This is a genomic window from Marivita sp., assembly GCF_020055635.1.
Classification (GTDB): Bacteria; Pseudomonadota; Alphaproteobacteria; order Rhodobacterales; family Rhodobacteraceae; genus Marivita.
On sequence record NZ_JAIPUT010000022.1, the window covers coordinates 11084 to 23053 of the forward strand.

11 protein-coding genes are annotated in these 11970 nt (G+C 60.9%); 9 read left to right on the plus strand and 2 right to left on the minus strand.

Annotation, left to right across the window (positions count from 1 at the left end; genetic code table 11):
• Positions 1-359: 359 nt before the first annotated feature.
• The 7 genes from LCF60_RS11975 (at position 360) to LCF60_RS12005 (ending at position 8180) form a co-directional block, all read left to right on the plus strand.
• Positions 360-1463, plus strand: a complete 1104-nt coding sequence (locus LCF60_RS11975) for a transporter substrate-binding protein (protein ID WP_292292032.1) — start codon at positions 360-362, stop codon at positions 1461-1463.
• Positions 1460-2044, plus strand: a complete 585-nt coding sequence (locus tag LCF60_RS11980) for a hypothetical protein (RefSeq protein WP_292292033.1) — start codon at positions 1460-1462, stop codon at positions 2042-2044. The genes LCF60_RS11975 and LCF60_RS11980 overlap by 4 nt, the downstream gene beginning before the upstream one ends.
• Entirely contained in the window at positions 2041-2943 is a 903-nt protein-coding gene (locus LCF60_RS11985) for an ABC transporter permease (RefSeq protein ID WP_363318407.1), read from the plus strand. The genes LCF60_RS11980 and LCF60_RS11985 overlap by 4 nt, the downstream gene beginning before the upstream one ends.
• Complete coding sequence (locus LCF60_RS11990; protein ID WP_292292034.1) at positions 2943-3863, plus strand: ABC transporter permease; 921 nt, start codon at positions 2943-2945, stop codon at positions 3861-3863. Before LCF60_RS11985 ends, LCF60_RS11990 begins: the two co-directional genes overlap by 1 nt.
• Positions 3864-3935: 72 nt before the next feature.
• Complete coding sequence (locus LCF60_RS11995) at positions 3936-5510, plus strand: ABC transporter substrate-binding protein (RefSeq protein ID WP_363318409.1); 1575 nt, start codon at positions 3936-3938, stop codon at positions 5508-5510.
• A 1-nt stretch (position 5511) separates the two neighbouring features.
• Positions 5512-6453 carry an acetamidase/formamidase family protein gene (locus LCF60_RS12000; protein WP_292292036.1) on the plus strand — a complete coding sequence of 314 codons (942 nt, stop codon included), beginning with the start codon at positions 5512-5514 and terminating at the stop codon, positions 6451-6453.
• Positions 6450-8180 carry an ABC transporter ATP-binding protein gene (locus LCF60_RS12005; RefSeq protein ID WP_292292037.1) on the plus strand — a complete coding sequence of 577 codons (1731 nt, stop codon included), beginning with the start codon at positions 6450-6452 and terminating at the stop codon, positions 8178-8180. Before LCF60_RS12000 ends, LCF60_RS12005 begins: the two co-directional genes overlap by 4 nt.
• A gap of 336 nt (positions 8181-8516) precedes the next feature.
• Here LCF60_RS12005 and LCF60_RS24620 read toward each other — a convergent pair whose 3' ends face one another.
• Complete coding sequence (locus LCF60_RS24620; RefSeq protein ID WP_363318410.1) at positions 8517-8705, minus strand: transposase; 189 nt, start codon at positions 8703-8705, stop codon at positions 8517-8519.
• 446 nt (positions 8706-9151) lie between these two features.
• Here LCF60_RS24620 and LCF60_RS12010 point away from each other — a divergent pair, with 446 nt between their 5' ends.
• On the plus strand, positions 9152-9571 hold the full coding sequence (locus LCF60_RS12010) for a hypothetical protein (RefSeq protein ID WP_292292038.1): 420 nt from the start codon (positions 9152-9154) through the stop codon (positions 9569-9571).
• A 125-nt stretch (positions 9572-9696) separates the two neighbouring features.
• Here the strand turns inward: LCF60_RS12010 and LCF60_RS12015 are convergent, their stop codons facing one another.
• Entirely contained in the window at positions 9697-10236 is a 540-nt protein-coding gene (locus tag LCF60_RS12015; protein WP_292292040.1) for a DUF6647 family protein, read from the minus strand.
• A 402-nt stretch (positions 10237-10638) separates the two neighbouring features.
• Between LCF60_RS12015 and LCF60_RS12020 the strand changes: the two genes are divergently transcribed.
• Positions 10639-11538, plus strand: a complete 900-nt coding sequence (locus LCF60_RS12020; RefSeq protein WP_292292041.1) for an alpha/beta hydrolase — start codon at positions 10639-10641, stop codon at positions 11536-11538.
• The last annotated feature ends 432 nt before the right edge of the window (positions 11539-11970 follow it).

Below are 11970 nucleotides of genomic sequence, written 5' to 3' on the forward strand. Positions count from 1 at the left end.
AACAGTAAACGCGCGCGCACAGCATGACGCAACTCTGGGGAAATCTCACCCTGCCAACAGGGCAGTATGATAAGGTCCGAGGCGTCGGACAGTTAAGTCCAGACCCTAAACGTTGGAACTCTTGGCACGACACTGGGTCCAGTTGATTGACGCCCGCGGAGCAGAACCCACTCCTTGATAGCTGCCGTAATCGGCAAAGATGGCGCGGGGAGCGCGGAACCTTTTGACAATCCACAAATCGCCCGACAATATGCTAACAAAATTGCGGCATGGTCCGCTTTCGGCAACAGCGCCCGTTCACCCGCCTTGTGCGGGAGGCGGGCGTTTTTCGTTTTATCACGTCTTGTGAAGGGGATCACATGGTGCGCTTCGATCTTGGTCTCGTATTTTCGATCACCGGGCCCTACGCAGCGCTGGGTCAGGCAGCGCGCGCTGGTGCAGAGATGGCCATTGCCGATCTGCGCGGCGAAGGGCTGGCCGATATCACATCGGTTCCGCGCGATCCCGGAGGCATCCCCGAAGCCTATGAAGCGGCCACTGACGAAATCCTGAGCACCGGCGTTCGGCATGTGGCGGGTGCGATCACCTCCTGGAGCCGCAAGGACATGATCCCGGTGCTGGAACGGCATGGTGGCCTGCTCTGGTATCCGTGCCCCTATGAGGGGTTCGAGAGCAATGACCATGTCGTCTACCTGGGTGCGGCACCCAATCATCACGCGATTCCGCTGCTGGATCACATGTTGGGTCGAGGTGTACAGCGCGCCTACCTGCTGGGATCCAATTACGTCTGGGGCTGGGAAACCCTGCGCCTGGCTCGCGAACGGCTGATGGCCGCTGGGGTCGAGATCGTGGGCGAACGCCATTTGCCGCTGGGCAGCGTCGAATGTGACCGCGCGCTGACCGAGATCGTCGAGAAGCAGGCGGATTTGGTGGTTAACTCCCTGATTGGCCCGTCCAACGCCGCATTCATGCGCGGCCTTGGCGGATCGGAACGGCCCTGCATCATATCCTGCAACCAGACGGAAGCCGATCTTGACGCTCTGGGCCCGGAGGCCGAAGGCCTGATCGCGGCTGGCAGCTTTTTCGAAGCGCTGGGGCCGACGGATTTTGTGACGCGCGCGGCCAAAATTGCACCGAACGGGCGTTGTTCCGCCTTTCTGGCCACAAGTTACGCCAGTGTCCGCATCCTTGCCGACGCAGTGCGCCGGGCCGGGACCGTTGCGCCCAAACCGGTCTTCGACGCGGCAAGCGGACGAGCGCATGAAACGGTTCTGGGATCGCTGACCATCGATCCCGTCACCCGCCATGCAGGGCTGACGCCGCATCTGGTTTCCGTGCAGAACGGGCGGTTCGTGCCGCTGGTCTCGGCCCAGGGGCCGATCGCCGCCGACCCTTATCTCATCGACCTGCCGCCGGCTGTGGTACAGCCGCGCCGGACACCGACCGTGAGGATCGTGACATGACCTACAGTTTCGTCGGGCAACAGGCCCGTGTCCTCCACCCAAGCGCCGACATGCGCGTGGCGCTGATGCGGCGGCTTGCCAGCCTTGGCGTCCAAGCCGAGGAACGGTGGCCCGCGCTGGAGCCGGGCGATGCGGACGCGCACATGCTGATCTGCGACATAGATCGCGGCGAAAGCGGCCAGTTTCCGTGGCAACCGGGCTCTGCCCCGATGCCGGTGGTCGGTCTGGTCGGGTCGGAAACGCCCGGGCGGTTGCAATGGGCGATCGATCAGGGTGTCGATGCGTTCCTGCCCGTCGGCGCCACGGCAAATCTGTTCTCGACGCTGGTCATCGCCTTTGCGCGTCATGCCGAACGGGGTGCGCAGCGTCAGGTGCAGGCCGAGACCGCGCGGCGCAACGGCTTGCGCCTACCTTTGATCCGCGCAGTGAACGCCATCATGCAGGCCGAGGATGTCGACGATGCGGGCGCGCTCAAGCGATTGCGCGCCTTCGCCATGGCCGAGCGTCTGCCGCTCGAAGATGCCGCCGGGCGCTATCTTTCGGCGGTTTCGGCCATCACAACCACGAGGGGCCGGGCATGAGCGCCACAGAAATCGTCCCGCCGAGAGCGCAGAGCCGTCAACGGCGCGTGATCGGCTTGATCCGCGCGTTGATGAAGCGGCCACGTTCCGCCTTCGGAATGGTGGTGATCGTGCTGATGGTCGGCGCGGCGGTGTTTGCGCCCTTGATCATGCCACATGATCCGTTCGAACAAAGCTTTGACGGGCTGTCGATGGTCGGGGCGCCGCTGCCTCCGGGGGGCGATTTCATCCTCGGCACCGATCTGTTGGGGCGCGATCTGGCCAGTCGCCTGATCTTCGGCACGCGCACATCGCTTATCATCGGGGTTCTGGCCAATGGCATTGCGATCCTGCTTGGCGCGGGTGTCGGCATCACGGCGGGGTATTTCGGCGGCTGGATCGCCGCGGTTCTGATGCGGTTCACCGATCTGATGATGGCCTTTCCCGCCCTGCTGCTGGCCATCGTGCTGGCTGCGATCTTTCAGCCCTCGCTGCTGATCGTGGCACTGGTGATCGCCATGGTAAACTGGGTTCAGATGGCGCGCGTAATCTACACCGAGACGCGCAGCCTGGCCGAGCGCGATTTCATCCAGGTGCAACGCGCGCTTGGCGCGGGTCACCTGCGCATTCTGCTGCGCCACCTGCTGCCGCATCTGCTGTCGTCCATCGTGGTTTTCGGCACGCTGGGCATCTCGACCACCGTGCTGCTGGAGGCGACACTCAGCTTTCTGGGCGTGGGTGTTCAGCCCCCGACGCCAAGCTGGGGCAATATCATCTTCGAGAACCAGACCTATTTCAGCACCGCGCCTTGGCTCGTGTTCTTTCCCGGCCTCGCCATCGTGCTGCTGGCGCTGGCCTTCAACCTTGTCGGGGATGCGCTGCGTGACATTCTCGATCCGACGCTGAAAGGACGGCACTGATGCAAGCCTATCTTGTCCGCCGTCTGCTTGAAAGCGCGCTGATCCTGCTGGGGATCACGCTGGTGACGTTCATCCTGCTCTATCTGGTGCCTGCCGATCCGGCGCGCCAGATCGCCGGGCGGTCGGCCACGGCCGAGACGGTTCAAAACATACGCGACCAGCTGGGGCTGAATGATCCGTTCTTCGTACAGTACTGGCGCTATCTTACCTCGCTTTTACAAGGCGACATGGGGCGCAGCTATCTGCAGCGCGCCGAAGTGTCTGAACTGATCGCGGCGCGGCTTCCGGCGTCGCTTCTCCTGATGGTGGCGGCCATCGTGACCGAGCTGATCCTGGGTCTGACCATCGGCATCGTTGCTGCGCTGCGCCGCAATCGGCCTGCCGATCATGGGTTGATGATCTTCAGCTTCGTGTCGATCTCGGCGCCGCAATTCGTCATCGGTATCCTGCTGCTTTATGTCTTTGCGGTGCAGCTTGGCTGGTTCCCCATCGGCGGCTACGGCACCTTCGCGCATATCGTTCTGCCTGCGATCACGCTCGGCTTTCTGGGCGCGGGCTGGTATTCGCGGATGATGCGGTCCAGCATGATCGACGTTCTGGGCCAGGATTTCGTGCGCACCGCCCATGCCAAGGGGCTTGGCAAGGCGCGCATCGTGCTGCGTCATGTCATTCCCAACGCCATCCTGCCGATCATCGCCATGATCGGCATCGATATCGGCCTGTTCATGTCCGGCATCGTCGTGGTGGAAAGCGTTTTCGGCTGGCCCGGCATCGGCCAATTGGCCTGGCAGGCGATCCAGCGCGTGGACATTCCGGTGATCATGGGAGTGACCATGGTGTCGGCCACCGCCATCGTTCTGGGTAATCTGCTGGCCGACCTTGTCGCGCCGCTGATCGACCCGCGAATCAAGACCAAGTAACCCAACAAGGAGGAAACCAAGATGAAGAAACTGCTTATGACAGGTGTGGCCGGTCTGGCGCTGACCGCGCATATGGGCGCCGCACAGGTGAATGAGGACGCCGCCATGGGCGGCAGCATGATCGTCACCTACAAGGATGATGTGGCGACGCTCGATCCCGCGATCGGCTATGACTGGCAGAACTGGTCGATGATCAAATCGCTTTTCGACGGGCTGATGGATTACGAGCCCGGTACCACGACTCTGCGCAATGAACTGGCCTCGGAGTATACGATTTCCGAAGTTGGCACAGTGCATACCTTCAAACTCAAGGACGGGATTACCTTCCACAATGGCCGCGAGATCACGGCCGAGGATGTGAAATACTCGCTCGAGCGCACGACCAACCCCGAAACCCGGTCCCCGGGTGCCGGGTTCTTCGGCATGATCGAAGGCTTCGACAGCTGGAACGCGGGCGAAGGCGATGGATTGTCGGGCGTCAAGGTTATCGACGACAAGACGGTCGAGATCACCCTGTCGCGCCCCGATGCAACCTTCGGGCATGTCATGGCGCTTAACTTTGCCTCCATCGTCCCGAAAGAGGCGGTTGAGGCATCAGGTGAGGATTTCGGGCGCGAGCCTGTCGGATCGGGCGCGTTCAAACTTGCCGAATGGTCCCCCGGTCAACGCGTCGTGTTCGAGCGTTTCGAAGATTATCACCGCGAGAACCTGCCCAAGCTGGATCAGATCACCTTCGAGATCGGGCTTGAACCGACGGTGGCGCTCTTGCGTCTGCAACAGGGCCAGGCGGACATTCCGGGCGACGGCATCCCGCCTGCGCAGTTCCTGCAGGTGATGGGTGACCCGGCGCAGAGCGAGAACGTGATCGAGGGAGGCCAGTTGCACACCGGCTACATCACGCTCAACACGCAGATGGCGCCGTTCGACAATGTCGACGTGCGCAAAGCCGTCAACATGGCGATCAACAAGGACCGGATCGTCAAGATCATCAATGGTCGCGCCGTGCCCGCCAACCAACCGCTGCCGCCCACCATGCCGGGCTATGCCGACGATTACGAAGGCTATGCCTATGACCCGGCCAAGGCGCAGGAAATGCTGGCCGAGGCGGGTTTCCCCGACGGGTTCAAGACCGAGCTGTTCGTGATGAACGTCGATCCCAATCCGCGCATCGCACAGGCGATCCAGCAGGATCTCAAGGAGATCGGCATCACCGCCGAGATCCGCAGCTTGGCACAGGCCAACGTGATCGCCGCTGGCGGCGAAGCCGATCAGGCGCCGATGATCTGGTCCGGTGGCATGGCCTGGATCGCCGACTTCCCCGATCCGTCGAACTTCTACGGCCCCATCCTGGGCTGTAGCGGCGCGGTGCAGGGCGGTTGGAACTGGGCGTGGTATTGCAACGAGGACCTGGACGCGCGCGCCGCCGAGGCCGATGCCATGACCGGCGAGGAAAATGCTCAAGCGCGCCTCGATGCGTGGCGGCAGATCTATCTCGACGTGATGGCGGATGCGCCCTGGGTCCCGGTGTTCAACGAACAGCGCTTCACCCTAACATCGGACGCCATCGGCGGCGATGACAGCCTCTTCGTCGATCCGGTGCATATCCCGGTTCATTACGATTACGTTTACTCGAAGGATGCGCAATAACATGTGTCAGCACTGTGATTACACGATCCACGGTGCACACCATCACGGGTGGGATCATTCGATCCCGCCCGCTGAGACGGTGGCCCCCGGATCACGCCTTCATTTCAAATGTCTCGACAGCTCGGGCGGGCAGTTCGACAAAGACAGCACCACCGCCGATGTGTCGCACCTCGATTTCGGAAAGATCAATCCGGTCACTGGGCCGATCTTTGTCGATGGCGCACAGCCCGGTGATGTGCTCAAGGTCCAGATCGACGCGTTTCATCCGTCCGGTTTCGGCTGGACGGCGAATATCCCCGGCTTCGGCCTGCTGGCCGACCAGTTCACCGCTCCCTATCTGAAGATCTGGGACTACAACCCCGAAACCATGGCCCCCGCGCTCTACTCCGATCTGGGGCGCGTGCCGCTCAAGCCGTTTGCTGGCACCATCGGCCTTGCCCCTGCCGAGGCGGGGCTTCATTCGGTTGTGCCGCCCCGGCGCATGGGCGGCAATCTCGATATTCGCGACCTGGCGGCGGGCACGACGCTCTATCTTCCGGTTGAGGTCGAGGGCGCTCTCTTCTCTGTCGGCGACACTCACGCGGCGCAGGGCGATGGTGAGGTTTGCGGCACGGCGATCGAAAGCCCGATGGATGTCGAGATCACGCTGGACGTGATCAAAGGCGAGAAACTGGCCTTTCCGCGCTTTTCCACGCCCGGCCCGGTGACTCGCCACCTTGATGCAAAGGGGTACGAGGTGACCACCGGCATTGGCCCCGACATGATGCAGGCCGCCCGCGACGCGGTTTCGGGCATGGTCGATTTCCTAGGTCGAACCAAGGGCATTTCGGCCGAGGACGCCTATCTGCTTTGCTCGGTCTGCGGCGATCTGCGGATTTCCGAGATCGTCGACCAGCCGAATTGGGTGGTGAGCTTCTACTTCCCCAACGTGGTGTTTGAATGAGCCAACCCGTACTTACGGTGCGCGACCTGAGCGTTCAGGTCGCCACCCCTTCGGGGGCGCAGACGGTGCTGGACCGCCTAGGGTTTGACCTGCACGCGGGCGAGACGCTGTGCCTTGCCGGTGAAAGTGGCTCGGGCAAGTCGATGACTGCGCTGGCGATCATGGGGCTTTTGCCCAAACCGATGTGCCGCATCGCGGGCGGCTCGATCAAGCTCGGCGAGACCGAACTGGTCGGTTTGGCCGACGCGCAATACCGCCGCATCCGGACAGAACGGATTGCGATGATCTTCCAGGAGCCGATGACATCGCTCAACCCGCTGATGACGGTGCGGCAGCAACTGGTCGAAGCCCTGTTGCAACACGACGCCTGTTCTCATGCGGAAGCTCCGCGTCGCGCGCTGCAATTGCTGCGCGACGTACAGCTGACCGAACCCGAGCGCCGGTTGAAGCAATATCCACATGAATTGTCCGGCGGCATGCGCCAGCGCGTGATGATCGCCATCGCGCTTGCCTGCGATCCCGAAGTGCTGATCGCGGACGAACCGACGACGGCGCTTGATGTCACCGTGCAGGCCGAGATCCTCGATCTGATCCGCAAGTTGCAGCGCGATCACGGCACTGCCGTTCTGATGATCACCCATGACATGGGTGTGGTGGCCGAGATGGCCGACCGGGTCGTAATCCTGCGCCACGGACAGGAAATGGAAAGCGCCCCGGTGCGCGATCTTTTTGCCGCTCCGCAAAGCGACTATGCGCGCGAATTGCTGGCTGCCGTGCCGCGTCTTGGCACCGCGCCGCCGCGTCGCGAAAAACCGGCCGCCGAGCCGGTTCTCGAGGTCGAAGGGCTGACCGTGCGTTTTCCGATCCGGGGCGGCGTGCTGAACCGGGTTCAGGCGCAGGTGCACGCGGTCGAGAACGTCTCCTTTCAAATCGGCGCCGGCGAAACGCTGGCCTTGGTGGGCGAATCCGGCTGCGGAAAATCCACCATCGGCAAGGCGCTCTTGGGCCTCGCGCCCTGGACCGGATCAGTCAAGGTGGCGAGCCAACAGACGCAAGGGCTTGGCCCCGCCGCGATGAAGCCGGTGCGCCGGGTGATCCAGATGGTGTTCCAGGACCCCGGAGCCTCGCTCGATGCCCGGATGACGGTGGGCGAACAGGTGGCCGAGCCCTTGCAGATCCATAGCCTTGCGTCTGGCAGCGAATTGTCCGATCGCGTGGCGCATCTGTTCCGCCGTGTCGGCCTGTCGCCCGATATGATGGCGCGCTTTCCGCACGAGTTTTCCGGCGGTCAGCGCCAGCGCATCAATATTGCCCGCGCGCTATCGCTGTCCCCACGGCTGATCGTGGCGGATGAAAGTGTCTCGGCGCTGGATGTTTCGGTGCAGGCGCAGGTGCTCGACCTGCTTCAGGAAATCCAGGACGAGGACGGGCTCGCGTTCCTGTTCATCAGCCACGACATGGCGGTTGTCGAACAGGTGGCCGACCGTGTCATGGTGATGCGTCTGGGCCAGGTAGTCGAGGAAGGCCGACGCGACGCCGTGCTCCGCGATCCGCGCCACGCCTATACCCGACGTTTGCTTTCCGCGGTGCCACAGCCGGATCCAACGCGCCCAAGACCTGACCGGATCGAAACCGAGGCGTTAGGAAGTCCGGTCTATCCTGTTGGGCAGCGTCCCGAACTGCTGCGTCTGACAGAGGTCGCGAAGGGGCATTTTGCTGCAGAATGATGGCGCACGGTTAAATTTGCGCGAGTCAACGCTGGACCTCCCGGCTCAACGACGTCCATTCGTTGCCATGGCCACAGAAGGTGCAGTCTGCGACTTGAACCCAACCGAGCAGCCGGTTTCATGATCTCCTATGGCTCAGGGAAACCAGTGAGCCGCTCGAGATATCGGTTGACCTGCATGCCGAGGTACAGCGGTTGCAGCACGAGAATGCTCTTTTGACGCACGAATCCAGTAGGGAGCACATCATCAGTCAGCACGGTTGGTGGTGGTTGCACCACGTGGGCCGTCATGTTCGTCGCGCTCGTTGGTTCGCGTTGCTCTAAAATTCGGTAATCCTCAATTTGTGTGGTGGAGAGGGAGCATTCGCGCCCTGAGCAAGTTTGGGCCAGCTTGACCGTACATCGCTCGCTTCAAGGTTTTCAATTGGTTGATCTGGCCTTTAGCTTGACCATTGCTCCACTGCATTTTGATCGCATTCCTGACCGCATCAATGTCCCTGTTTAAGGTGCGAGCGAACCGTACGATGGCGCAAGGTCAGTTTCGATCGCGTCGTCGATCCAGGCGGGGAGCGATTTCGCAAGATGCCTTTGAAGCGCATGGCGACCGGGGATTTAGGGTGCCCCGTTTCCGGATCCCGGACCGGTTCAAGAATTTGGTGCTCGCTGATGCGACCCTCTTGTTTCCGTTTTGCGGCTCGGCGCCATCCGGCCAAGAGCCGCTGCAAATTTGACAGGCTACCCTCGTAACCAGGTTCTTGAATAAAAGGGAGCAGTGCATTGCTGCTGCGAATGCCGTTTTCCAGCTTTGCTTCAGGGACTCTTCAAAATACCATGCAGAGGAGCGTTTGAGGACAGCGCGCTTTCGGTCCGGTGGCGTCTCCAATTGCAGCGGTTTCGCGACGCTGCGCCGGGAAAATCCCGTTGGCCGCCCAATTGCCGCGCGACAAACAAGGTGAGACCTTTCAGAACGGCATGACGCACGAGGACATCGCCGGTGTTGTCGGCACGCACCGGACGATCGGCGCGGTGATCCAGATCGCCTCGAACATGTGGGAGCCGGGGATGACGACGCGCCAGAACGACACCGACGAAAGCTGGTTCGCCATAGGCGCGCTGGAGCTCGAACAGCAGCCGCGCGTGCATGCGGTCGCGGATCTTCTGCGCCATTCCGGCACGGTCGAGGTGGTGGACGACATCCGCTCGGCCAAGTGGATGAAGCTGGTCGTCAACGCGGCCGAGCTAATCCCCTCGGCCATCATCAACACGGCCTTGAACGAGGTGGCACGCGATCCGGCCTTCCTCAAGGTGATGCGTAAGGCGGGCTACGAGGCGATGGAGGCGGCTCTGGCCTCCTGGGTCGATCTCCAGGCCGAAGACCTAGTCACCCGATGACCCTAATCGTTTGCGTTACGTGTGTCGGTATGCCGGATTTTCTTGAAGCGGTCCATTCATGTTCTCGCTCTATTCCCGGACAAATGTGCGGCCTGGGCATCGCGCGCGCCACTACCGAAGATCCTTCACTCGGGGTGGATATCGCGCTGGGTGCAACCGGCGTCGAGCACCACGGCAATCCAGTTCACATCCAGGGTGAGTCCCTGATCCGCCAGCCAGGCGTCCTGAAGTCGGTAGGCCGGCAGTTCCTGCGCTGCGGGGCAATACCAATGGTGCGGCGCCTGCCGGTGGTGCACCAGTTCGTGCAGAAGCACGCTGACATCCTTCGCATTTCGGCGGTCCCAGGGCCGGACAAGCAGGATTTCGGAACTGCCTGGATCATAAAGCCCCTGCAACCGGCCGCGTTGGAAACTGGCTGTCACGCCGTATCGTGCCGCAGCCTGCCATTGGCTGACGAAGCGGATACGCGGCGGCACCTCGCGCCTCGGCCAGTCGACCCGTGCGTCGAGCCAATCCTCGAGACTTGAGACCAGTGCTTGCATGTCGTCAGCCTGCCGCCATTCGGTCGGTGCGGCAATGCGGATGGCGGTCTCTGCACGCGACAGCGCCGGGAATAGGAAAACCCCGGCCATGGCGAGTGCCACAGCGAAAGAGCAGCTGGGCATCAGGTCCTCCGATCCATGATTTGAGAATTGCTGACCTGATTGAGTTTCCTGCGGATAGGGTTTCTGTAGGCGGACCCGTCATCAAGCCTTATCAACATCTTGGCGTGACTGCGTATTACTGGATGTGAACAGGATCACAGGTTTACTCAAAGAGGGGGGGGGCCGCATATCGCAAGCCCCTTACCGGATGTGTTGGAGAACCACGCATGACCCGAGTGAAAGACGGCGCTCAATAGGCGAATGCCCTCGCAGAAATCTACGAGGGTGGTTTTGTCATCGATAAATCCGCAAGCGGACGAAGAAAGATTTCGCTGCGGCTCCGCCATTGTTCGCTTTCAATGAAATACCTTGCTGCATTGAGAATAACAGACCAGTGTTGCGCGAAATTCGAGGAGACGTCGCGTGTATGAAGAAGTGAGCTTTTCCTCGGAAGGCGCAAAACTACGGGGGCGTCACTACCGCCATGTAAGCGGATCAAGAGCAACCGTTGTCATGACGCATGGAACAACCGCAACGATCAGCATGGCAATAGACCACTATGCCGAGGCGATCTTTCGGGCCGGCTTTGATGTCCTGCTCTACGACCACAAGAATTTTGGATTAAGCGGCGGCAAACCGAGACAGGAAATAAATCCTTGGATTCAAACGCGTGGCTATCGGGATGCCGTTTTATTTTTGCGAGCGAAACAGCCTGACAGCCCTATCGCCCTTTGGGGTGACAGTTTTTCAGCCGGTCTGGCCTTGGTGGCGGGCGCTCTGATCGATGACATTGCAGCCATCGTCGCGCAAATCCCGGTTTGTGGAGCCGCACTTCCCCAAGGGCTCACTGACATCAATGCTCTTGACGTCATGAAAGAGATTTTCGCAGGCGGCGATGTGTCTGGTGGCCCAGAGCAAACAGCGGGCCCAATGCCGGTTGTGTCGTCAGATCCGCTAAACAACCCATCGCTATTGACGCCGATCCAAGCGTTCCGATGGTTCATCGAACACGGTGGTCGACATGGTAGCAGATGGGAAAACTGGGCGACGCGTGTGATTCCGAACACGCCTGTCGCTTGCACCCCTTATGTGACGGCACCTTATCTGAAAATGCCCGTTCAGATGATGGTCGGACGCAACGACGAGATGGTTCACTGCAATCCTGAAATACAGCGTGCTGTATTCGACCGGATCGCCGGGGAAAAAGAGTTTGTCGAGATAGAAGGTGGGCACTTCGGTTTGCTTTGGCACGGAACCACCGAATTTGATGAAGCAATCAACCGCCAAATCGCATTTCTGTCCCGATTATTTCCTGGCGATTGAAAAAGCTGACATTCGCCGCGCACCAGAAAATCAGCAGTGAGGGTTCGAAGCGGGCAAACGTTCTGTTGATGATCGCACCCCGATGTGGGGGTGGCTACCGGTTCGGCGATTATTGGCGACCCGGGCTGCCACTGGAAGTGTTGATCATCCTGGTCGCGACGCCGATGCTTCTTTACGTGTGGCCACTCAATCCGTAAATTGTGGCTCGCACATAGCGACCAGACACTCAAAGACGCCCGCAAAGATATCTGGCATGTCTTTGGCGCGAAGGTTTTACACTTGCCGGAATTCCTCCCATTTGGTGCTGCCTCTGAATAACTCAGGGCGAAAAGACTTGCTCGTTAGGCAGATTCAAGCGAGCGTTCCATAACCCGACAGGTCGCTTGGGGATGTTGGGCGTGGATAGCTGCAAGCATTCTCCAACAAAAAACT

Bases quoted from the DNA above. Each gene is read 5' to 3' on its own strand.
- LCF60_RS11975 (WP_292292032.1), top strand. From the start codon at position 360: ATGGTGCGCTTCGATCTTGGTCTCGTATTTTCGATCACCGGGCCCTAC.
- LCF60_RS11980 (WP_292292033.1), top strand. From the start codon at position 1,460: ATGACCTACAGTTTCGTCGGGCAACAGGCCCGTGTCCTCCACCCAAGC.
- LCF60_RS11985 (WP_363318407.1), top strand. From the start codon at position 2,041: ATGAGCGCCACAGAAATCGTCCCGCCGAGAGCGCAGAGCCGTCAACGG.
- LCF60_RS11990 (WP_292292034.1), top strand. From the start codon at position 2,943: ATGCAAGCCTATCTTGTCCGCCGTCTGCTTGAAAGCGCGCTGATCCTG.
- LCF60_RS11995 (WP_363318409.1), top strand. From the start codon at position 3,936: ATGGGCGCCGCACAGGTGAATGAGGACGCCGCCATGGGCGGCAGCATG.
- LCF60_RS12000 (WP_292292036.1), top strand. From the start codon at position 5,512: ATGTGTCAGCACTGTGATTACACGATCCACGGTGCACACCATCACGGG.
- LCF60_RS12005 (WP_292292037.1), top strand. From the start codon at position 6,450: ATGAGCCAACCCGTACTTACGGTGCGCGACCTGAGCGTTCAGGTCGCC.
- LCF60_RS12010 (WP_292292038.1), top strand. From the start codon at position 9,152: ATGACGCACGAGGACATCGCCGGTGTTGTCGGCACGCACCGGACGATC.
- LCF60_RS12015 (WP_292292040.1), bottom strand. From the start codon at position 10,236: ATGCCCAGCTGCTCTTTCGCTGTGGCACTCGCCATGGCCGGGGTTTTC.